This is a genomic window from Streptomyces sp. CA-250714 (assembly GCF_050936705.1).
Lineage (GTDB): Bacteria > Actinomycetota > Actinomycetes > Streptomycetales > Streptomycetaceae > Streptomyces.
In genome coordinates this window covers 496,895-517,676 of record NZ_JBNJMI010000001.1, presented here as the reverse complement: position 1 = coordinate 517,676, position 20,782 = coordinate 496,895, and the positions used below count along the sequence as shown (strand labels likewise).

Below are 20,782 nucleotides of genomic sequence, written 5' to 3'. Positions count from 1 at the left end.
CCGTCAGGGTCTCGTCTGCGCTGGGTACCGGTTCCACCTTGCGCGCCTCGCGTACGGTCCGCTGAGCCCTTGCGTACAGCCTCTCAGCTTGCCCTGTCGCTGTGTGCATCGTGCCTCCCGTGTAGTGCGATGGACGCAACCTAGCATGATCCACCGCTGGCGCGTAAGAGAGGTGACAAATTTTGTCGCCTTCACCTTGGAGATGTGACGTGGCCCGTGCGCTGAGCGTCTGCCCAACGCCTGGCTGCCCTGTGCTGACCCCTGGGGGGCGCTGTGAGGCGTGCTTGAAAAAGGCCAGGGGGGCGCGAAAAAGGCCAGCCAGGAAAGGCTATGGCCCTGCCTGGGTGCGTACGCGTGCAGCCTATCTGCGTGAGCATCCGTACTGTGAGTGTGATGAGTGCAGCGAGATCCCTGAGCTACTGCGCCCACTCGCAACGGAAGTCAACCACCGCGATGGCCTGGGTCCACTCGGCCCACGCGGACATGACTGGTCAAACCTACAATCTATGACCAAAGCGCATCATTCGCGTGTCACTGCACGTGAGCAGCCAGGCGGTTGGAACGCTCGCGCATGATCACGGTGCGTGACACTGCGTAGCCACGGGGGAGGGGGATGACCCCTTCTGACCTGGGGACGTTGAACGCGGGGGAGGGCTCCGTCAGGTCCGCCCGGTTCAAAAACCTTGATCTCGCTTGCTGCGACTACTTACAGCGACCCACGAAGGGGGTGACTCACTGTGTCCAGAGGTGGTGCCCGCTCAAGATCCGGCCCTGCGCCAACGTCTCACGAGCGCTCGCACAAGGCGGACGCCCAGGGATGGACGATCCTACCCGCTGAGGGCCGCGATGGTCCACTCCCCGCGTACCCGCTGATCGCCCCTAGCGACCGCGAGTATGAGCTGTGGGAACGCCTGTGGGAGCTGCCGCAAGCTGTGATGTGGGAGACGCTGCATCTTGAGTTTGAAGTCGCCTCATACGTTCGCGTGCTTGCTCGCGCTGAGCTTCCCCGGTCGTCCGCGATCGTGTGGGGCCAGGCGAAACAAATGGCGGAGTCCCTTGGTCTTTCCGCCAGCGGAATGCAGCGCAATCGGTGGGAAATTGGCGACGTCGAGACCGCAGATGACGAGAATTCCGCGCCGACAGCCGCAATTTCCTCTCTCGCTGATCGTCTCAAGGCGGTAAGTGGTGGCTGACGACGCGATTTTGATGGTAAATCTCGCGTGGATTGAGCACCACGCGGTCGTGCCGGATGGATTTCGCCAGGGTGAGCGTTTCGAATTGCTCCCGTGGCAGCTAAAAGTAGCCTCAAACTTCTACACCATTCGCGGCGAAGCGGAATTTGGGCAGCGATCAACGGCGTTTCGCTACCGGCGAGCGCAAGTGATCATGTCGCAGAAGAGCGGCAAGGGCCCTTTCGCTGCCGCGCTGGTGCTTGCTGAGGCTGCCGGACCCACTGTCTTCGCCGGATGGGCGGAGGGCGGTGAGCGGTACCGCTGTGCGGACCATGGGTGCCCTTGTGGCTGGGTGTATGTGTACTCGCCGGGTGAGCCTATGGGTGCCCCGCAGCCGACGCCGCTGATTCAGCTACTTGCAAACAGTGAAGATCAGGTTGCGAACGTCTATCGACCGCTCGTTTCCATGATCAAACACGGGCACCTGTCCTCGCTGATGAAGCCCCTTGAGGGTTTCGTGCGCGTCGGGGACGAGGGTCGCATCGATGTCGTCACCTCATCCGCGCAATCGCGACTCGGTAACCCCATCACCTTTGCTATTCAGGATGAAACCGGCACTTATTCCGAGACCAACAAGATGATCAAGGTCGCAGAGACTATGCGGCGCGGTCTCGCTGGTATGTCCGGCCGCTCGATCGAGACGACGAACGCGTACGATCCCTCCGAATTCAGCACAGCGCAGCGCACACACGAGGGGACAGCGGAGGACGTCTACAGGTACTTCCCGCAGGCGCCCGCGAACCTCAGCTACCGCAACAAAGCTGAACGCAGGAAGATTCACCGCGCTGTTTACGCTGATTGCCCGCATATCGATCTTGACGCGATCGAGGCTGAAGCGGCGGAATTGCTGGAAAGCGATCCCTCGCAGGCAGAGCGGTTCTTTGGTAACCGCCTTGTCGCTGGCTCCGGCGCGTGGGTAGAGGGTGCACAGTGGGCAGGGCGGCAGAGCGACCGCGAAAAGCCCACACCGACGCACCACAAGTTGCTCAAAGTGCCGATTGTTCTCGGCTTCGACGGATCGGACTCGGATGACTGGACGGGCATCAGGGCTGAAACCCTTGAGGGTTACCAGTTCACGCCCGCGTATGGCCCTAGTAAGCGACCGACTATTTGGGATCCGGCGGAGTGGGGTGGACAGGTTCCGCGTCTGGAAGTCGATGCAGCGGTGAATGAGCTGTTTCGCATGTACGACGTCAAGATCATGTATTGCGATCCGCCGTACTGGGAAACCGAGGTCGATCAGTGGGCGGAACGCTATGGCGAGCGTCGCGTTATCCGCTGGCATACGCGCCGGATTGTGCAGATGCACGCTGCCGCTGAGCGTATGAAGACAGACCTGATCAAGCGCGATTCGAATTTCACACACGACGGGTGCGAGATCACAGCGAGGCACATTTTTAGCGCTCGCATGGCCGCGCGTCCCAGCGATCGGTACGTACTTACCAAGCCAGAGCGCAGACGGAAGATCGACATGGCCGTTGTGAGCATCCTTACGCATGAGGCAGCGTGCGACGCCATCGCCGCTGGACTGCTGAGGAAAAAGCCCCTCTACATGGCCGCGTGAAAGGAGTGTGCGGGTGGCCACATATAGCCAGGCCCTGACGCTCGTAGAGCTGATGGAAAATGAGCTGTTGAGAAGGCGCCCGGACATCGCGCGCCATTCGCGTTTCTACAGGGGCAGGCAGCCCCTGATGTACGCCAGCGACCAGTTCCGAAAGTTCCACGGTAATCGCTACAAGGATTTCGCGGACAACTGGGTACAGGTCGTGTCCGACAGCCCGGTGGAACGGCTGACGGTCACGGGATTCCAGCCGTACGGCGTGGAAAAGGCCGACGAGGAATCGTGGCGCGTCTGGCAGATGAACGCCCTTGACGCTGATTCGCAACTCGGATTTTTGGGCGCAGTCAACAGTGGGCGCAGCTTCGTACTCGTATGGGGAAACCCGGACGACGAGAACACTCCCGAAGTCACGTTCGAGGACGCTTCGCAGTGCCTTGTCGCGTACGAGCCGGGATCCAGGCGTAGGCGCCGCGCCGCGCTGAAACGCTGGGACGACGGAGACAGCGCGTACGCCACCCTGTATCTGCCGGACGAAGTGTGGAAATTCGAGCGGTCCCTAATGGGGAACGACGACGAATCCTCGCAGATGCGCGACGTAGACGCAGAGCTGTCCCGCTGGGCACTGCGCGAGGGCGCGACCGAGCCGAATCCCCAGCCGAATCCGATGGGCGTCGTACCCATGGTAGAGCTGCCCAACCGACCCACGCTCGCTGAAGATCCAATCAGCGACATTTCTGGGGTCATCGCAATGCAGAATGCGATCAACCTCCTGTGGGCACAGCTCTTTACCGCAAGTGATTACGCCTCGTTCCCGCAGCGCATTGTGACGGGCGGGGAAGTGCCCGAGATACCCATCTTGGATAGCGACGGGCAGATCATCGGATCGAAGCCGGTTGACCTTGAGAAATTCGCGGTTGACCGAGTCATGTTTTTTACGGGGGACAATGTAAAGACCGATGAATGGACAGCGGCGAACCTCGAAGCCTACTCAAAGATCATCGAGGTAGCCGTAGGCCACATCGCCGCACAGACGCGGACCCCGCAGCACTACCTGATCGGGAAAATGGCCAACCTCTCAGGTGACGCCCTTCTCGCTGCTGAAACCGGGCTGGTAAAGCGCGTAGAAGAGAAGCAGATTTGGTTCGGACAGGCGTTGCGCGAGATGTTCCGGCTGATCGCGCTGGCGCAAGGCAATAGCGAAAAGGCCAAGTCCATGCATTCCGGCCGCGTGATTTGGGCAGACGCAGAATCTCGCAGTAACGCGCAGATGGCGGATGCCATGCTCAAGCTCAGGCAAATCGGGTTCCCGTTTGAGTGGATCGCGCTTAAATACGGCGTCACTCCCACTGAGGTCGTTGACCTACTGGCCATGAAGCGGCGTGAAGCCGAAATGGATCCTGTGGGCGCGCTTACGCAGATGATGGGCCACCAGTCAGGGGGCGACGATGTGGAATCCGGTAGCCCGCAGACACCAGCAGCAGCGTGAGCGGCTAGCTGAGGCCACTGCCCGCGCGGTATTGGCCGAGTGGGCAAAGGTCCGCCCTGATGATGTGGCCCGTGGCTGGTCTGCGCTGCTGCCGCGAGTCGCCGCAATGGTGCAAGCGGGGCAGTTGCACGCCGCTCAGGGCACGCACACGTTCATGCGCGAGCTCTTGGGCCCTGAGGACGGGAACGGCCCGCAGATAGACGCACAGAGCTTTGCGTCGCAGGCTCCTGACGGTCGCTCCGTGCTGGGTCTGCTAGCGCAAGCCATTCCCACCACCCTGCGTGCGCTTTCCCGGGGAACGCGTCCGCCTGCCGCAATGGCGAGCGGTGCTGTCTTCCTTGACATGGCGGCGCGTACCACGGTCGCCGACACGGGCAGGCAGGCTGACCAGGTGGCAATGGTAGGCAATCGCAAGGTGACCGCGTACGTCCGCGTGGTTGAACTGCCCGCGTGCTCGCGCTGCATCATCCTGTCAGGGCGAGAATACGGCACCACTGCGGGTTTCCTTCGTCATCCCCGTTGCGACTGCACTATGCAGCCGATCACGAAGCGCAGCAGGAAGCGAATTCAAGTCCCTGACCCCGAAGAGATCTTCGAGCGTATGACTCCGGCGCAGCGCAAAGCGGCGTTTGGCGAGGCAGGCGCGAAGGCGATTCAGGACGGAGCGCGTATCTCCTCTGTGGTGAACGCGCGAAAGGGCATGGCTGTAGTGGAAGCGTACGGCAAGCGTGTGCAGGCCACCTACAGCGGGACAGGTCGACGCCGTGCGAACAACTCCCCGCGCCTCATGCCCGAAGAGATCTACCGGATTGCCGACAGCCGCACAGAGGCGATCCGGCTTTTGTACCGAAACGGCTATCTCCGCTGACGCGCAATGCTCAGCGACTTCCCCCGCAATGGAGGAGCGATCAAGCATGTCTGAAAACCCCCAGGAAACCGCCGAGTCGGTTGCCGACGAGAGCACTGGCACCGAGACCTCCGCTGAGGAAACCGACACCACTCTAGAGGGTGCCGAATCCCTGGGAGACCCCGGCAAGAAGGCGCTCGATGCCATGAAGGAAAAATGGCGCACCGAGCGTGATCAGCGGCGCGACCTTGAGGCTCGCATCGCTGAGCTTGAGGCGCCCAAGACCGAGGGTGAACCCGAGCAAGTAGACGCGGAGGCGCTTCGTCAGGCTGCCCGCGAAGAGGCGCGCGCAGAGTTTGCAGTCCAGCTTGAGGCCAAGGGCCGACTTGCCAACCCCAAGGACGTTCTGCGCTATTCCGAGTACTTCAAGGATGTCAAGGCGGACGACCCTGCCAGCATTACGGCAGCCATTGACGAACTGCTCGAAGAGAACCCTCACCTTGCTGCGAAGGCCACGCCGCGTTTCCAGGGCACTGCCGATAACGGCGCGCACGGGCGCTCGTCTGGTCCCTCGCAGCTGACGCGCGATGACCTCCGTGGCATGTCCCCCGCTGAGGTCGTAAAGGCCAAGCAAGAGGGACGACTTAAGAACCTGTTGGGCGGAAGCTAACCGCCCCCTAAGAAGGGCCAATAATGGCTGTTACTTCGTTCATTCCTGAGATCTGGAATGCCCAGCTCCTTATGGACTTTCGGGCCCAGACGATCGCGGCTGCGCTGACCAACCGTGAGTATGAGGGCAACGCCACGTCTGGCAATAAGGTCCGCATCAACTCTGGTACCGCCGTGGCCGTTAAGGACTACAAGGCGGCGAATCGCACCACCAGCGCTGACTCCGTGTCGACCACCTCTCAGGATCTCCTGATTGATCAGGAGAAGAGCTTTGACTTCTACGTGGACGACATCGACAGGGCCCAGGCTGCTGGCTCTATGGATGCCTTCACTCGCTCCGCCGGTGAGGGTCTGGCGGAGGACGCTGACAAGTTCATCCTGTCTACCGCTGTGACTGGCGCCGGGACTGTACTGCCGTCCGCGAATCTGACTCCTGCTACGGCGCTGAATGTCATCCGTGACGCGCGCAAGGCCATGAACAAGCTGAAGGTTCCGCAGGCTCAGCGCGTACTCATCATGAACGCGGAATTCGAGGCGATCCTTCAGGACGCCGACGCGAAGCTGATGAATGTCGACCAGTCAGGCGCGTCGGAAACTCTCAGGAATGCGACGCTGGGGCGGTATCTGAACTTCACGCTGATTACGTCGGAGAACCTGCCTACGACGAATGCACCCCAGGCGCTGGCGCTCTACACGCCCGCGCTGGCGTATGTCTCCCAGATCGAGAAGACAGAGGCCATGCGGGCAACCGATAAGTTCGCCGACAGGCTCCGTGGTCTTCACGTGTACGGCGCGAAGGTCGTCCGCCCGCAGGGGCTGGTCGCTTTCACTGACACCACGGCCTGAGCATGGCATACGTAATCGGCCCGAATGGGGCCAGGGCGTACGTGCCTGATGACGTTGCCAGTTCGCTCGTTGGAGACGGAGAGCGCGGCTACTCCTACGCGCCGGAACAGCAGGCAACCGAGGAGAAGAAGCCCGTTCCGCGTAAGCGCGTCGCGCGCAAGCCAAGCGAATAGGGAGGTGACCCCCTATGGCACTCTCCCCGCTGGCGACAGTCGCTGATATGGAGGCACGGGGGGTCACAATTTCCCCCGCCGAAACAGCGGTCGCCAACACCTTTCTTGCTACCGCTTCCGCCACCGTACGCGAAGCGGCAAAGGCGTCCATTTCCCGAGCCACCAGCACCATCACACTGCCTGGCACAGCAAACCAGTATCTACCCCTGCCCTCGCAGCCAGTAGCGGCGGTCTCCGGGGTCAAGCTCGATGGGGAGGCAGTCAGCGATTGGCAACTCTCCTACGGCGCGCTGTGGCGCTCCTGTGGCTGGCGCCGCTGTGAGCCTAGCGAGGTCGAAGTGACCTACACGCACGGCCTCCCCGAGGTTCCTGCGGACATCGTTGATCTCGTCTGCCGCCTCGCTGCCCGCGCGCTGGTCGCTTTCCGAGAGGATCCGGCGGCAGGAGGGCTTGCCGACAGGACTCCGATGCAAGAGCGCATTGGTGATTGGTCGGCCACCTACGGCTACCGCGAGTATTTCAGCGAAACGGAGCTGCCGGAGTACAAGCGCGCACAGCTCGCTGCCCGCTTTGGTAGCGGTGCTATGGCGGTGAGGTTCAGATGAGCCGCGTATCCCGTCTGCTGAACACGGCACGCGAGGTGTGGCGGCCGACGCGGGCTCCCGATGGCGGCGGTGGCTGGGAAACCACAATGGTGCAAGTGGGCACAGTCCGCACGCGCCTCTCCCAGCCGTCCGCCCGGGAACGCGTCGTTGCAGACCAGTCACAGTCCCGACTTACGCACGTCGCGTACCTGGAACCTGGCGCTGACGTTCAGCGAGAGGACGAACTGCGCGGAGGGCCGCAACCACTGCGCGTCCTGGCGCTGTTTGAACCGTCCGAGCCTGGCACGTATCTGCGCGCTGATTGTGAGGCGATGCAGCCGTGAGCAGAACAACGATTGAGGGAATGGGCACGCTCCTGCGCAGGCTCCGCTTGCTGCCATCCCGCGCGAATTCGGCAAGAGATGATGCTCTCCGCGAATGGGCTGAGGCGCTGGAGAAAACAGCCAGGGACCTCGCTCCCGTACGAACGGGCAGGCTGCGGGAATCGATCCACGCTCACATCAACACGACCTCGGGCAAAGCCTGGGTGCAAGTCGATGGGGCAGCGAGAGAGTACGCCTATTACGTGGAAAAGGGCACCTCGAAAATGTCCGATCAGCCATTCATGGGCCCTGCCTCGCATATTCACCGCCGGACTGGTGAACGCCTGATGCGACGCTCTGTTGCCCGCCGCCTGTTTGGTAGGTGGTAATGGCTACCGCACTTTGGCCGCTGCAAGTGGCTGTCTTCAACAGGATGACCGGACGCTCTTCGCTGATGTCTCTGGTGACGGGCGTATTCGATGCGGTGCCGGACGGACAGGCGTACCCGTACGTCTCGCTGGGTCCCGTTATCGAGGTGCCGGACGACGCGCACGACAGACAGGGCCTGAGCTCGCTCGTGTACGTGCATGTCTGGTCTAAGCAGTCCGGAAGTCGCGAAGCCTCCGCGATCTTTGCCGAGGTTGATGCCGCTCTGGATCGTCAGCCGCTGGTGGTGCCCGGATACACGGATATCACGATCAAGAACAAGCAGCATGAAGCGATCAGGGACCCGGACCCTGAAATACGCCACATCAGCGCGCAGTATTCCGTGCGCATGACCCGAATCTAGGAGAACAGCATGGCGGGAATTGACGCCTTCGGGATCGCGCTCCAGCGGTCTGACATGGCGCCCACCACACCTACGTTTACCGCTATAGCCAACGTGACCAATATCGAGGGTCCCGAGATCGAGCGGGACACCTACGACGTTACTTCCCACGACGGCGTTGACGGATGGCGCGACTTCATCGGCGGACTCAAGGACGGCGGGGAGGTCACTCTCGAAGTGAATTACGATCCGCGCGTTCACGACGACCTTATCGCGGATTTCGAGGATACCGACCCCCGGGATTACAAGATCGTGTTTCCGAAGTCGCTCGGGTCATGGCAGATCAAGGCCCTTCTCACCGGCTTTTCTTCCGAGGCGCCCGTAGACGGAAAGCTTGCGGCGGAGCTCAAGCTCAAGGTTTCCGGCAAGCCCACCATCACCCCAGGGGTGTGACCATGTACCTTTCCGCTGAGCAGATCCTCAACGCTGATAGCTTCACGGTTGAAGAGGTTGAAATTCCGGAGTGGGGCGGCGTTGTTCGCGTGCGCGGAATGTCCGGCACCGATCGGGACCGTTTTGAGGCGCAGATGCTCAACGCGAAGATGGACGGCGTTGACAAGGAAAAGGGCCTGGAGCGGTACCGCGCCCGACTTGCTGCTGCGTGCATTGTTGACGAGACCGGTAAGCGCCTGTTCCGCAGCGACGCGGAAGTCAAGCGACTTGGTGAGCAGCCCGCACAAGCACTCTCGCGCGTAGCGGATGTCGCCGCCCGCCTTTCCGGCCTGACTGATGAAGACAAGGCCGAATTGACGGGAAACTGAGGAACCGGCCAGGTAGGCAGTTCTATTTCCGCCTGGCCGGACACCTCGGTATGACTGTGCGCGAACTACTCGCGCGCATTTCGTCCCGCGAACTGACCGAGTGGCAGGCGTACGAGAAAATCACCGGCCCGCTGGATACTCGCCTGCGAGGTGACATCCAGGCCAGCGTCATCTCTGCCACGGTGGCCAACTCCCAGAGTACGCACGCGCGCGCTAAGCCCGCTGATTTCATGCCGGACTGGGACAAGCGCAAGAAGACGCCCGAGGAACTTTGGGCAGCAGCCATGAAGGCGAACGCTGCGCTGGGCGGACAATTCCGCACCGACACATAGGGGGGTGGCAATGGCCACATTGGCATCACTCACGGTGCGACTCGGCATTGATACATCGACGTTTGCCGCTGGCGCGCGTCGTGCTGCTGCGACTGCGCAACAGATGGGCACTGCCATCCGTACTCGGGTGAGCCAGGGCGCAGCTGCAGCGGGCAATGCCGGTAAGAAAATGGGGAAGGTTTTCACGGGCGCGTTCGGCGTCATGAGTGTCGGCGCGCTCGGGGCTGCCGGAATCCTGGCCGCCCTCCCACTAGCAGTTATTGGGCTAGGCGCTGCGGTACTCAAGGAAAACAAGAAGGTCAAGAGCGCGTATTCGGACTTGGCGGAGCACGTCAAAACGCGAATGCAAAAACTGGCCCAGCCCCTGGTTAAACCGCTCGTACAGGCAGCGGACCAGATGAAGGGCATATTTGATCGCCTGGCTCCGCTAATCGGACAGGCATTCAAGGCGGTAGCTCCGCTAATCCGCCCGCTGGTTGCCGGATTCGGTCAATTCGCGGAAGGACTACTGCGCGGACTGGTTCCCGCGCTGAAGAACGCCAAACCGCTCATAGATGCCATGTCCGATGGACTTGGCATGCTCGGATCAGGACTCGGCGGGTTCCTGAAAAACCTGTCCATGGGGGCCGGTGGGGCAGGGCAGGCGTTCAAGGCACTTTTTGGCGCCGTGGGTGCGATCTTGCCCATTCTCGGGAAATTGCTCGCGCTGTTCGCTCAAATTGCGGGTCCAATTCTGGCGAAATTGCTGGCTGGACTGGCACCTGTAATCGCGGCATTCGCGAAGAATCTCCAGCCCGTCCTGAAAGCGCTCGGTCCCGTCCTGAGTGCACTCGTAGACATCTTCCTGAAATTCCTGCAGGACGTAATCGTCCCCATGCTTCCGCTCTGGGCGAAGCTGATTTCGTCCCTGCTTCCCGCTCTTCTGCCTATCCTAAAAGCTGTCATTCCGCTGATCGGGGCACTCGGCGAAATCGCCGCAGCCTTGATCCCAATTCTGACACCCATCATTGCGCTCGTCGCGAGGCTCGCGGCGTTCCTGGCACAGAAACTCGCTGCGGTCATCAGCAGGGTGGTAGTGCCTGCGGTAAAGGCCATCGCGGCACTTCTGCGCGGAGACTTCAGTAAGGCTTGGTCGCTCGCCAAAAAGGCGGTTTCCAACGCCCTTAGCGCCATCTGGAATCTCGTGAGTGCGATTCCGGGCAAGCTGGCTACCGCACTGGGTCCGCTAGCTGGCAAACTCAAGGACAAAATTGTCTCAGCGGGCAAGGCGATGCTCAACGCGGCGAAATCCGCCATTGCGGCGGTGGTGCGCGCGGTGAAGGCGCTTCCTAGCAAGGCGAAGTCTGCGCTTGGAAGTCTGAGCGGGGTACTGGTCAACGCCGGAAAGTCCCTGATTCGTGGCCTGATTAACGGTATCGGCAGCATGGTCGGTGCCCTCAAGAACAAGCTCAAGGGTGTAACCAGAATGCTGCCCGATTGGAAGGGTCCGGCGCGCGTTGACGCGAAGATCCTGACCCCGGCGGGTGAGTCGCTTATCGGCGGGTTCATTCGCGGTATCGAGTCCGCCACTCCGGCGCTGCGAAAAGAGCTCGGCTCGCTGACCGGTGAGCTCCCAGGAATGGCTATGACCGTTTCGCCGAAGGGAGTCTTCCGATCGGCACAGCGGCAGGATACCCGAGTGGTCATTGACGTAACCGGATCCGATGACGAGATGAAGCGCCTCATCCGGCGAATGGTTCGTATTGACGGTGGGGGCAGCGCACAGCGTGCGTTTGGATAAGGAGTGATTGTGTTTCCTCTGGGGATTACCACTGAGCTGATGATCGATGGCGCGTGGGTCGATATTTCAGCCGACGTGTACAACCGTGCCCCCGTGCACATCACGCGCGGGCGCGCCGATGAAGCGTCAACAGTTGACCCCGGGAAGTGCACGCTCACGCTGAACAACAGAGATGGGAGATACAGCCCGCGCAATCCGCGCTCTCCGCTGTACGGCAAGCTGGGCAAAAATCAGCCCGTTCGGGTTTCGGTGGCGGGGTCAGACACCTGGCTCCGCCTTCCCGGAATTGCCAGCGCTGCCGCGCCCATCGTCACGACCGATCTAGATGTGGCTATCGAGGCGTCGCTGGACAATTGGCAGTCTGATGGGGCAATTGAGCTCGTCTCCCAGCGCGGAGTCTCCGGGGATTCATGGTCACTGTTCCTGCTGGACAGGGACGTGTACCTCTCTTGGTCGTCCAACGGCAGCGACTCCACCACGCTCGGATCAGAGGTAAAAGTACCGTTCCGAGCCAGCGAGCGAGGCGCCGTGCGCGTGCTGCTGGACACCAACAACGGTGCTGGTGGCTCGTCCGTCGCGTTCTACTACGGCCCGAGCGTAGATGGCCCCTGGGAGCGACTGGGGGACCCCGTGGAGACCACGCCCCCGAGCGCGCTGTACGCCAGCTCGTCCCCGATTACGGTCGGCGGACTGCCGGACGCCAGTTGGACGCTAGCCCAGGGACGCGTGCATGCCGTGCGAGTCCGCGACGGTGCTGCGGGCGCCCTTGTGGCTGACGCCGACTTCTCCGCACAGACCAACGGCGCTACGGGATTCACTGATTCCGCCGGGCGTGTGTGGACTATTCCCGGCGGGGTGAGCAACCTGAGCACGCGGTTTGAGGGGGAGGTGGGTTCCTGGCCGCTCGAATGGGACCCCTCCGGCGCGGATATCTGGGCGTCCATCACTGCTGCCGGAATTTCCCGCCGCCTGGGGCAGGGTACAAAGGCCATCGTTTCCGCGCTGCGTCGGCGGATCGAGTCATCCAGTCCCGTGGCTTATTGGCCAATGGAGGACGACACAGGCTCCACGCACGCGTTTACCCCGCTGCCCGGTACCCGTGCCGCTGACACGGTGGGATTCGAGTACGGCAACGCTGACGCCCCTGGTGGATCCGCGCCTTTGCCTACGGTGGGGGACAGCGCGTACTTCAACGCACTCGTTCCCACATACACCGATACCGGCGAGTGGCACGCGGAGTGGGTGTACAAGCTCGATTCCATGCCGAGTACCAAGCGCGCTGTGCTGCGATTCCGCGCAAGTGGCTACGTCACGCGTTACGTGCTGTATTTCGGCGAGGACAAGATCTGGCTGGAGGGGTACGCGTCGTCCCCGAACGAAGGGCAACACGTAGAGGATCTGGTTTTCAGTACAAGCTGGGGTGCGACTGAGGCGGTGGGCACATGGAACCGCATGCGCCTTTCCGCTGTGAAGAACGTCAACGGCACCGTCACCATGTCGGTGTTCTGGGTCGTTATCGGTGGCGGCAGCCACATCGGCACATACACCTACGCGGGGTCGCAGGGACGTATTCTCCGCGCCTACTCAAATTTCCCGCAGGATTTCAGCGGCATGGGAATGGGCCACTTCGGCGTCTTCTCAGCCAATCCCGATTACGCGTACAACTGGGCGGATCACGGCTACACAGGTGAGACCGCCGACGCCCGGATGCTGCGCGTTGCCGCTGAGGCTGACGTGCCGCTGGTCCTGGACGCTCCGGAGGGGATGCCCGAGATGGGTGCACAGCGCCCGGACACCCTGATGGGGACGCTGGAGAGCTGCGCAGGCGTAGACGGCGGAGTCGTCTCTGAGACCCTTCACGGTCGCGGGCTGCAATATCGCTCGCGGACTACGGTATATGACCAGGTGCCGACCATGGACATCACCTACGGCCAGGTCGCTCCGCCGCTCCGTCCCGTAGACGATGACCAGCAGATGCGCAATGACGTGACTGCCACACGCACGGGCGGTTCGGCGTACCGGTATCAGCGGCTGGACGGCCCGTTGTCGGTGCAGGACCCACCGGAAGGCGTTGGCCGCTATGACTCGGAAATCCAGGTCAACGCCCACACTGATGAGCAACTGCACGGTGTCGCTGAGTGGGCCGTACATCTGGGCACCTGGGAGGGAGATCGGTACCCCGCGCTGCGCATCAACCTCGCGCAATCGCCGGAGCTCGCCAGCGCAGTGTGCGCCACCGATGTACTCGACAGGATCCGCATTTCTGGCGCTCCGGAGTGGCTGCCCCCAGAGCAGATCGATCTGCTGGTACAGGGGTATGAGGAGACCCTTTCGCTGGAGGGGTGGGAAATTGAGTACAACTGCACTCCCTTCGGGCCCTGGCGCGTAGGGCACACTGGCGGAATAGATCTGGTGGAAGACTTCACCGAAGAGCCGTTCAGCGTGGATATCACGTACGGCGGATCTGCCCCGTGGTATCGCGTCAACGACTACAACGCGCACAGCGGGCATTTCTGCCTCCGCTCCGGAGCCATCTCGCTGGGCCAGCGCTCTGACGCCACCGTGACCGTGCCGGACGGCGCTGAGTTCATGACCGTTTGGTACCGCACGGATAGCGATATCTCCGGTACGGGCAGCGTGGGCGACCTGTTGACGATCTACGCGGATGGCAAGCCCGTGCGTGTGGCTGGTGGGATCACCGAGTGGACTCGGCTGGAACTGGACGTGCGGCAGATCAGCGCGATTCTGTTCCGGTATGAGAAGGACTCCGCAGCCTCAGCGGGGGAAGACGCGGCTTTCATTGACTCGTTGACGTTCACGTTCCCGGCGGAGGATTCCGATCAGGCGCGTGCGGACACTGACGGATCTGTGATCGTCGCCGACATTTCGAAGACGGACACTTCTCTGCTGGTGCACGTGGAAGAGGGTCCGCTTTGGGTGCTCGGGGACGAGCTGGTTCCGCTCAATATCAACACGGATTTCGAGGGAACCACATCGCCCTGGGCAGCGAGCGGCGGAACACTGGCGCTGACAGCGAGCAACGTATTCAAGGGTCAGTACAGTGCACTTTTCACGCCCAGTGGAACGGCAGCGTACCCCGGGATCGTGTCGGAACCCATGCCGGTGGTCGCGGGCAGACTGCACACGCTGTATGGCAGGATCCAGTGCGCAGTAACAGTCACCGTGGACGCCGTTGTGAAGTGGTACAACGCCTCCGGCGGACTGGTCACAACAACCGTCCTCCCTTACACGCACGTCGGGCCCGGAGTTTGGCGAATTCTGGAACTGCGTATGACTCCGCCTGCCGGAGCCGAGACAGCGACTTTCGGTGTGAATATCCAGGGAACCCCCGCCGCTTCCGCTGTGCTGCGCGCGGACGAAATGCGGTTCTCTGCTTCCGTCGACTCGCCAGAATTGCCGTTCCAGGTGCAGTCCGGCGGTGAAGTGATGACGGTCACGGATATCCAGCCCTATGCCTACGACACATTCACTCGCACGGTCAGCGGAGGATGGGGTACAGCAGACACAGGGCAGATATGGACGCCTGCAGGGCTACAGCCTGGCGACACTTTGAATACGTACGGTGTTTCCGCCTTCATGAGCTTGGCGACTCCGCCGAACACGTTCCGATTCCAGCAACTGCTGGGTGACTTGGGTGATTGCGAGGTCGCGTGCACCATCTCTCCGTCTGGCCTGGCAGTGGGGGACGCGATGCTCCCGGGAGTTTTCGTCCGCAGATCAGCGAGCGGCTACTACTGGGTGTCGCTGGGCTTGATGACGGACGGATCCGTACTCCTCGTGCTGATCTCCAACGGGACACAGATCACGTACACCACTACTGGCCTCCGGTACACGGCGGAAACGGGAATCCGCATGCGGGTACGCGTGACAGGACACACCGTACGTGCGCGGGCATGGCTCGCTGTGCGGCAGGAGCCCGGGACATGGGACATGACCCGCACGCTGACCACCAACCTGTCTGCTGTCGGCGCAGTCGGTGTCGCATTCTCTGCGAACCCGGCCAACACCAACGCTCCCCGTGAGGTGAGCTTTGATGATTTCCGTGTGGAATCCCCTCAGCGATTCACGGTGATCCGTGGGGTAAACGGCCTCTCGCTGCCGCACGCTGCAGGCTCCGATATCCGGCTAGCAACCCCTGCCCGCGCGGCATGGTAGGAGGACAACAAACATGGCTCTTTGGACGCCCTTTGCCGCTGGGCAGCGCATTACAGCGGGCAAGTTGAATCAGATGGTAGGGGAGTGGCTGCCGTATAACGTCCGGTGGACAGCAGATTCCGGCACCACAACGCTTGGGAATGGCCTACTGAGTGGCAAGTACCAGCGCGTGGGAAATTCGATCAATTTCCGGGTCGTGTTCGAGTGGGGCAGCGGAACTTTTCAGAGCCTCCCGGGACAGAACTGGCACTTCACGCTCCCGGTGGCTGCCTATTCCGGGGAGGGCACTATTTTCTGGCCCTGCAATATCTGGCTCCTCAAATCGTCTACCCGGTTCGTAGGTGCTGCGTACGTGGATCCGCCTACGCAGACCATCTCAGCGATAGTGCCTAACGCTGCGAACTGGTACATGGACGACGACAGCTGGCCGACGCCGACAGCAGAGAACACGACCACTATCAAGCCAGGTAAAGAGATCGCTTTGTCTGGTGCCCGCATCAACCTCTGGGGCAGCTACGAGGCTGCCGAATAGGAAGGACAACATGAGCTACGGTGAGCCGCGCCTAGATTCCCAATATTGGGAGTACCGGGCTGAGACGCAGTGGACTCCTCCGGGAGAGCTGAACGCACGCGCACGCATAGAGCTGGTTATGGCGCTGCCCGGGGAGGACTGGTCAATCGAGACTGCGGATACCGCGTTTCAAGCGCTCATGACGTACATCCATGAACACCCTGATTTCGAGGTCTCGGGCGGGCAGAAGCGCTCTGGGTACCGCCAGGTGATCACCCCCTAGGAGGGCGCATGATCTACGGCATAGATGTCTCCTCATACCAGGCGGATACCATCCCCGCCACCGCCAACGGCAAGCGCGTGGATTTCGCCATCATCAAGGCGACCGAAGGCACGCGATACACGAACCCGCGCATGCGTGCCCAGGCTGCCAACGCGCGCAGAATGAAGCTTGTTGTTGGCTTCTATCACTTCGTTCGCCCTGGCGATATGGAGGATCAGGCGCGGTACTTTGCTGAGGAATGCGACAGCGAAGAGGGGGATCTGCTGGTCCTCGACTGGGAAGACCCGGGCGTCAGCAACGCCGACAAAAACGCCTTTCTCACTGAGGTCAAACGCCTTCGCGGGGACACGCACCGCGTAGGGCTGTACTGCAACGTGAATTTCTGGAAGAACCGCGACGTCGGCAGCAAGTGCGGTGACTTCCTTTGGATCGCCCATTACGGCGTGGACCCCGGCGAGCCCGGGATTCAGGACCCGTGGGCGATCCACCAATACACCGACAAGACCATTGACACGAACATCGCGGACTTCTCATCGCGCGAAGCGATGCGGAGCTGGGCGGAAAAGCAGCCTGCGGAAAAGCCGAAGCCCAGCGGAACCTCTCAGGCTGCGAAGGTCATCGCTGCCGCCCGCGCTGAGGTCGGCTACCGCGAGGGTGCGAACAACCGGCAGAAGTACAGCCCTGCCGTGCCCTCGCTGGAGTGGTCACAGAATCAGGCATGGTGCCAAACGTTCCAGGCGTGGGTGGCGCTCAAGGCGGGCACCGCGAGCATTGAACCGCGTACGGCGAGCTGCCGAGCCGCAACCGACTGGTTCAAGGCACGTGGCCGGTTCAGCGAATTTCCGGCCATCGGCGCTCAGGTCTTCTTCGGCTCCGGGGGCGGTAGCCACGTCGGCCGTGTGTACGCATACGACGCGACGTACGTCTACACGATCGAAGGCAACACCAACGACAACGGCTCCGCCGAGGGAAATGGTGTCTACCTCCGCAAGCGCAGGCGCCGCGATAGCTACCTGCACGGTTACGGCATGCCCGCTTTCGCTGAGGGCGTGACGACCGCCGACCCCAGCAAGAAGGGGAAGCGCGGCTACACGTACAAGGCCACCGCTAGCGGTCCCGCCACCACAGCGAACAGCGACTACGAGGAGATCGAAGGTATGAGCGCAGAGAAGATCAGCGACGCTGTATGGACTCGGGACGAGATTCCCGCGCCCCCTTCGGCAAGCACGTACGGGACTAACCGCACGTGGAAGGCGCAGAGCTACCTCTTGGAGACGTATGAGCGCGTGACGGAGGGGAACGACGCCGTGGCCGAACTGACAAAGGCCGTTGCCGCTCTCCGCGCGGAGGTTGCTGCCCTGCGCAAGGGGGAGTAGCCATGTCCCCCGAGATGGTCACAGCACTCGGGGGGTTCGGTGTGGCGCTGGTGTCCTCCGGCCCGGCATACATTGCGATACGTAGGGCACGGCGAGCGAGTGACACGGCAGAGGGTGAGGGCGCGCAGACGCGCGAGGCGATCGATTCCGCCGTCTCCCGTCTGGCTGGTCGCCTTGATGAGCTGCGCACCGACGTCCGCGAGGTACGCGAGTGGCAGACGAGCCATACGGCACATCACATCCTGATTGACCACAACCTGAACCCCGGAGATGAATCATGATCTTCGTCCGCACGCACGCCACGCGCATGTACGCCGTAGCAGTTTCCGGACTGGCTCTGGTCGCGCACTACCTCCCCAGCCTGCCCTCCGCGCTGATTCTCGGTGTGGTTGCTGCCGCGCTGGGTGTTGGCGAGGCCGTACAGCGCACTGAGCGCTAGGAAACCCCTGTAACCCCATGCGGTCACCGACGAGAGAGGTGGCCGCATGTATCCGAGTATCGCGCTGATCGGTCCTGCCCGCAGCGGCAAGGACAGCGTTGCGGAAGCGCTGAGCGAAACGCATACCCGCGTGGCTTTCGCAGATCCGTTGAAGGAGATGGCGCTAAGGGTCAATCCGGTGATCCCAGGTTGGATCAAACTCGGCTGGGATGGGACCTACCGCCTGTCGGATGCGGTTACCGATGTCGGCTGGGAGCGCACCAAGGAGGATCACCCCGAGGTTCGTCGCTTCCTGCAAAAGCTGGGGCACCAAGTGCGCCAGGGTGACCCGATGTACTGGGTTCGGCAGGCGTTCGCGAGGATCGAAGCGACGCGCGGGCCGGTGGTCATCACGGACTGCCGCTACCGCAATGAGGCTGACGCGCTGCGCATGCTGGGATTCAAACTCATCCGCGTCATCCGCCCTGGGATCACCGGCGCGGGTCATGTCAGCGAGACAGAGCTGACGCACTACATCACTGATGCTGCGATCCTCAACGATGGTGACATGGACGATCTGCGCTGCCGCGCGCAAATGATGCTCGATCACCTGCTCTAACTCACTGCCCCCTACTGGCACTGCGCCGGTAGGGGGTTTTTGTGCTCCCAGGCGACAAATTTTGTCACCTGCTTGTCCTTGCCGCTGTGGCACTGTAGCGTGTGACCCGACATGGCCAGGGAGAGAGGTCAAGATGCCTAAGCGTGGTGCGCGACTACCGTGGCGGGTGAGGTTTCAGTACGCGACGCAGGGCAAGGCGAGCAACCATGCTTGCTACACGGAGGATGAGGCACGCGCGCAGGCTGACGAAATGATCCAGAACGCCAGTCGACGCGGCACTAGCGTGCAGATCACCATCGAAAACCGCGACACGGGCGAGGCGTACCCGTGGCCAAAGGGAGGGCATGTGACAAGCGAGGCTACGCGGCGCGTGGGTGGACTTTTGCGCACCGAGACGAGAATGGGGCATGAGCTGTGGGAGTCATGCCCGCAGGGTACTGCCGAAGAATTCGAGGAGCATGCGGCCAGGCTTTTGAGTGATCGGACGGACGTCAGCGGGCAGGATTTGCGCGCCGCTGACTGGCGGACGCTGTGGTCTACCCTCTGTGACGTAGAGAACGACGAAAAGGGAGAGAAGATGGCCGAGAAGAAGACGAAGGAAACAGCCGCACAGCGCAATAAGCGCCTGCGCGAGGAGATTGCGGCCAATATTGAGCGTGTTCGCTCTCTCGCTGAGGCGGAAAACATCGAGAGTACGCAAAAGCTCAGCGAGGAAACCGATGCCCTGATTGCCCAGCTTCCGGCCAGGGAACGCAACAAGCTGCGCCAGCAACTCAACGAGGCTGGGCAGGCGCGCGAAAAGCTCCCCGAGAAGCGCAAGGCGGAGGCTCCGGCAACCCTCGCCACGCAGGACTTCGCCGCTGAGGTAGAAGACGGCGAAGCGCTGATGTTGCGCGGACGCGATCTGGTGGTGCAGGCGATGCGCCATAGTGATGAAGGCGCGTCAATCACTAAGCAGGCGGCAGAGGTGCTGCTGGACATCCGCATCAAGGCCAGGGACAAGGACGGAAACCCGGACCTTGCCCTACGTGCGCCAGGATCGCGAAACGCAGCGATGGCGGTCTACGACAACGCCGTAAAGGTGGTGGCCAAGTCGACGGACTGGGAGCGGTTCAAGCTTGACAAAGAGCGGAGCAAGGTCAAGCGCTCCGTTCGGTACCACCTACAGAACCTGATGGCCGACTACCTGAAGGCGCTGGCACACGACACGGAGGAAGCGGCAGCGGAGCGGGAGCGGTACAAGAACATCCTCAAGGACGCTGCGCAGGAGGACGTGCCGAAGGTTCTGGCGGAGCACTACAAGGTGTCACTTGTGGCGCCGCTGGAGAAAGAGAAGGCGAAGTATCACGCGGCGCTGGAATCCGGCGACAGGGCGAAGGCGCAAGAGATCGTCCAGGGCAGCGCAGCAGAGGAGGCGGGGGAGGACCCTGACGCAATGCTCCGCACCACGGTCAAGGAACTCAAAAAGAGCGTGAAGCACGCGGACCCCGAGACCCTTGAGCACGCGAGCGATGAAGTGAAGGAAGCTTTGCGGAAGGATCTTGAAGCCGTGGTTCGCCGTGCGCGAGAGATCCTGGCCGCCATCATGTAGCCGCTAGCTGCCTCGCTGAGAGCCGTACAGCCCCGTTGGGTCCCCCAGGTCCGGCGGGGCTTTCTCATGCGCTCACGCGGGCGTACAGGGCTTCGGGCCCACAGCGGGCAGGGGCGGTGTAGACCCGTGTAGAAATACATAGCTCTGACCTGCAAGAATGTAGAGATGTAGAGATGAAGCACTTCCTGTTCCATCTATAAGGCTCCACAGGGGGAACAGCGAACCCCACCATTCCTACATCTCTACATTCCTCCAGCTCAGACCCATGTTGGCCCTACACGCCTCTACATCGGGCGCCGGAGGAAACCCGTGTAACCCCATCGGGGCAGAGCCGATGGGAGGCACCGTATGGGGGTCAAGACGGTCCACAAGGGTGGATCACGGT

The 20,782-nt window shown here is 61.9% G+C and carries 21 protein-coding genes; all 21 read left to right on the top strand.

Annotation, left to right across the window (positions count from 1 at the left end):
• Positions 1 to 1,185 precede the first annotated feature (1,185 nt).
• The gene (locus ACQEU8_RS02525; protein ID WP_433096302.1) at positions 1,186 to 2,796 is read left to right on the top strand and encodes a hypothetical protein; all 1,611 of its coding nucleotides are present in this window, start codon (positions 1,186 to 1,188) and stop codon (positions 2,794 to 2,796) included.
• Between the two features lie 13 nt (positions 2,797 to 2,809).
• The gene (locus ACQEU8_RS02520) at positions 2,810 to 4,279 is read left to right on the top strand and encodes a phage portal protein (protein WP_433096300.1); all 1,470 of its coding nucleotides are present in this window, start codon (positions 2,810 to 2,812) and stop codon (positions 4,277 to 4,279) included.
• Between the two features lie 154 nt (positions 4,280 to 4,433).
• A complete protein-coding gene (locus ACQEU8_RS02515; protein ID WP_433096298.1) occupies positions 4,434 to 5,147 on the top strand; it encodes a hypothetical protein in 714 nt (237 codons plus the stop codon).
• Positions 5,148 to 5,193: 46 nt separating this feature from the next.
• Positions 5,194 to 5,796, top strand: coding sequence for a hypothetical protein (locus ACQEU8_RS02510; RefSeq protein ID WP_433096296.1), 603 nt, complete (start codon positions 5,194 to 5,196; stop codon positions 5,794 to 5,796).
• A gap of 23 nt (positions 5,797 to 5,819) precedes the next feature.
• On the top strand, positions 5,820 to 6,641 hold the full coding sequence (locus ACQEU8_RS02505) for a P22 phage major capsid protein family protein (RefSeq protein WP_433096294.1): 822 nt from the start codon (positions 5,820 to 5,822) through the stop codon (positions 6,639 to 6,641).
• A 187-nt stretch (positions 6,642 to 6,828) separates the two neighbouring features.
• Complete coding sequence (locus ACQEU8_RS02500; RefSeq protein WP_433096292.1) at positions 6,829 to 7,419, top strand: hypothetical protein; 591 nt, start codon at positions 6,829 to 6,831, stop codon at positions 7,417 to 7,419.
• Entirely contained in the window at positions 7,416 to 7,742 is a 327-nt protein-coding gene (locus ACQEU8_RS02495; protein WP_433096290.1) for a head-tail adaptor protein, read from the top strand. Before ACQEU8_RS02500 ends, ACQEU8_RS02495 begins: the two co-directional genes overlap by 4 nt.
• A gap of 20 nt (positions 7,743 to 7,762) precedes the next feature.
• A complete protein-coding gene (locus tag ACQEU8_RS02490; protein ID WP_433096288.1) occupies positions 7,763 to 8,110 on the top strand; it encodes an HK97-gp10 family putative phage morphogenesis protein in 348 nt (115 codons plus the stop codon).
• Positions 8,110 to 8,511 (top strand): DUF3168 domain-containing protein, encoded by a 402-nt coding sequence (locus tag ACQEU8_RS02485; RefSeq protein ID WP_433096286.1) that lies wholly within the window; start codon positions 8,110 to 8,112, stop codon positions 8,509 to 8,511. The genes ACQEU8_RS02490 and ACQEU8_RS02485 overlap by 1 nt, the downstream gene beginning before the upstream one ends.
• 9 nt (positions 8,512 to 8,520) lie before the next feature.
• Entirely contained in the window at positions 8,521 to 8,943 is a 423-nt protein-coding gene (locus ACQEU8_RS02480; RefSeq protein ID WP_433096284.1) for a phage tail tube protein, read from the top strand.
• Between the two features lie 2 nt (positions 8,944 to 8,945).
• The gene (locus tag ACQEU8_RS02475) at positions 8,946 to 9,311 is read left to right on the top strand and encodes a hypothetical protein (protein ID WP_433102099.1); all 366 of its coding nucleotides are present in this window, start codon (positions 8,946 to 8,948) and stop codon (positions 9,309 to 9,311) included.
• A 50-nt stretch (positions 9,312 to 9,361) separates the two neighbouring features.
• Entirely contained in the window at positions 9,362 to 9,643 is a 282-nt protein-coding gene (locus ACQEU8_RS02470; RefSeq protein ID WP_433096282.1) for a phage tail assembly protein T, read from the top strand.
• Between the two features lie 10 nt (positions 9,644 to 9,653).
• Positions 9,654 to 11,423, top strand: a complete 1,770-nt coding sequence (locus tag ACQEU8_RS02465) for a phage tail protein (RefSeq protein ID WP_433096280.1) — start codon at positions 9,654 to 9,656, stop codon at positions 11,421 to 11,423.
• A gap of 39 nt (positions 11,424 to 11,462) precedes the next feature.
• Entirely contained in the window at positions 11,463 to 15,599 is a 4,137-nt protein-coding gene (locus ACQEU8_RS02460) for a hypothetical protein (RefSeq protein WP_433096278.1), read from the top strand.
• 13 nt (positions 15,600 to 15,612) lie between these two features.
• Positions 15,613 to 16,131, top strand: a complete 519-nt coding sequence (locus ACQEU8_RS02455; protein WP_433096276.1) for a hypothetical protein — start codon at positions 15,613 to 15,615, stop codon at positions 16,129 to 16,131.
• Positions 16,132 to 16,141: 10 nt separating this feature from the next.
• Positions 16,142 to 16,393, top strand: a complete 252-nt coding sequence (locus tag ACQEU8_RS02450) for a hypothetical protein (RefSeq protein WP_433096274.1) — start codon at positions 16,142 to 16,144, stop codon at positions 16,391 to 16,393.
• Positions 16,394 to 16,401: 8 nt separating this feature from the next.
• Positions 16,402 to 17,769, top strand: coding sequence for a GH25 family lysozyme (locus tag ACQEU8_RS02445; RefSeq protein ID WP_433096272.1), 1,368 nt, complete (start codon positions 16,402 to 16,404; stop codon positions 17,767 to 17,769).
• 2 nt (positions 17,770 to 17,771) lie between these two features.
• On the top strand, positions 17,772 to 18,050 hold the full coding sequence (locus tag ACQEU8_RS02440; protein ID WP_433096270.1) for a hypothetical protein: 279 nt from the start codon (positions 17,772 to 17,774) through the stop codon (positions 18,048 to 18,050).
• Positions 18,047 to 18,208, top strand: coding sequence for a hypothetical protein (locus ACQEU8_RS02435; RefSeq protein WP_433096268.1), 162 nt, complete (start codon positions 18,047 to 18,049; stop codon positions 18,206 to 18,208). The genes ACQEU8_RS02440 and ACQEU8_RS02435 overlap by 4 nt, the downstream gene beginning before the upstream one ends.
• A gap of 46 nt (positions 18,209 to 18,254) precedes the next feature.
• Complete coding sequence (locus tag ACQEU8_RS02430) at positions 18,255 to 18,806, top strand: hypothetical protein (RefSeq protein WP_433096266.1); 552 nt, start codon at positions 18,255 to 18,257, stop codon at positions 18,804 to 18,806.
• Positions 18,807 to 19,056: 250 nt separating this feature from the next.
• Positions 19,057 to 20,397, top strand: a complete 1,341-nt coding sequence (locus ACQEU8_RS02425) for a hypothetical protein (RefSeq protein ID WP_433096264.1) — start codon at positions 19,057 to 19,059, stop codon at positions 20,395 to 20,397.
• Positions 20,398 to 20,782 lie beyond the last annotated feature (385 nt).

What these genes read in the sequence shown, in the direction of transcription:
- ACQEU8_RS02515 (WP_433096298.1), top strand. Translation starts at nt 4,434, where the DNA reads ATGCGCGAGCTCTTGGGCCCTGAGGACGGGAACGGCCCGCAGATAGAC.
- ACQEU8_RS02500 (WP_433096292.1), top strand. Translation starts at nt 6,829, where the DNA reads ATGGCACTCTCCCCGCTGGCGACAGTCGCTGATATGGAGGCACGGGGG.
- ACQEU8_RS02425 (WP_433096264.1), top strand. Translation starts at nt 19,057, where the DNA reads ATGATCCAGAACGCCAGTCGACGCGGCACTAGCGTGCAGATCACCATC.
- ACQEU8_RS02465 (WP_433096280.1), top strand. Translation starts at nt 9,654, where the DNA reads ATGGCCACATTGGCATCACTCACGGTGCGACTCGGCATTGATACATCG.
- ACQEU8_RS02485 (WP_433096286.1), top strand. Translation starts at nt 8,110, where the DNA reads ATGGCTACCGCACTTTGGCCGCTGCAAGTGGCTGTCTTCAACAGGATG.
- ACQEU8_RS02450 (WP_433096274.1), top strand. Translation starts at nt 16,142, where the DNA reads ATGAGCTACGGTGAGCCGCGCCTAGATTCCCAATATTGGGAGTACCGG.
- ACQEU8_RS02460 (WP_433096278.1), top strand. Translation starts at nt 11,463, where the DNA reads ATGATCGATGGCGCGTGGGTCGATATTTCAGCCGACGTGTACAACCGT.
- ACQEU8_RS02495 (WP_433096290.1), top strand. Translation starts at nt 7,416, where the DNA reads ATGAGCCGCGTATCCCGTCTGCTGAACACGGCACGCGAGGTGTGGCGG.
- ACQEU8_RS02440 (WP_433096270.1), top strand. Translation starts at nt 17,772, where the DNA reads ATGTCCCCCGAGATGGTCACAGCACTCGGGGGGTTCGGTGTGGCGCTG.
- ACQEU8_RS02445 (WP_433096272.1), top strand. Translation starts at nt 16,402, where the DNA reads ATGATCTACGGCATAGATGTCTCCTCATACCAGGCGGATACCATCCCC.
- ACQEU8_RS02455 (WP_433096276.1), top strand. Translation starts at nt 15,613, where the DNA reads ATGGCTCTTTGGACGCCCTTTGCCGCTGGGCAGCGCATTACAGCGGGC.
- ACQEU8_RS02435 (WP_433096268.1), top strand. Translation starts at nt 18,047, where the DNA reads ATGATCTTCGTCCGCACGCACGCCACGCGCATGTACGCCGTAGCAGTT.
- ACQEU8_RS02430 (WP_433096266.1), top strand. Translation starts at nt 18,255, where the DNA reads ATGTATCCGAGTATCGCGCTGATCGGTCCTGCCCGCAGCGGCAAGGAC.
- ACQEU8_RS02490 (WP_433096288.1), top strand. Translation starts at nt 7,763, where the DNA reads ATGGGCACGCTCCTGCGCAGGCTCCGCTTGCTGCCATCCCGCGCGAAT.
- ACQEU8_RS02505 (WP_433096294.1), top strand. Translation starts at nt 5,820, where the DNA reads ATGGCTGTTACTTCGTTCATTCCTGAGATCTGGAATGCCCAGCTCCTT.
- ACQEU8_RS02470 (WP_433096282.1), top strand. Translation starts at nt 9,362, where the DNA reads ATGACTGTGCGCGAACTACTCGCGCGCATTTCGTCCCGCGAACTGACC.
- ACQEU8_RS02475 (WP_433102099.1), top strand. Translation starts at nt 8,946, where the DNA reads ATGTACCTTTCCGCTGAGCAGATCCTCAACGCTGATAGCTTCACGGTT.
- ACQEU8_RS02480 (WP_433096284.1), top strand. Translation starts at nt 8,521, where the DNA reads ATGGCGGGAATTGACGCCTTCGGGATCGCGCTCCAGCGGTCTGACATG.
- ACQEU8_RS02510 (WP_433096296.1), top strand. Translation starts at nt 5,194, where the DNA reads ATGTCTGAAAACCCCCAGGAAACCGCCGAGTCGGTTGCCGACGAGAGC.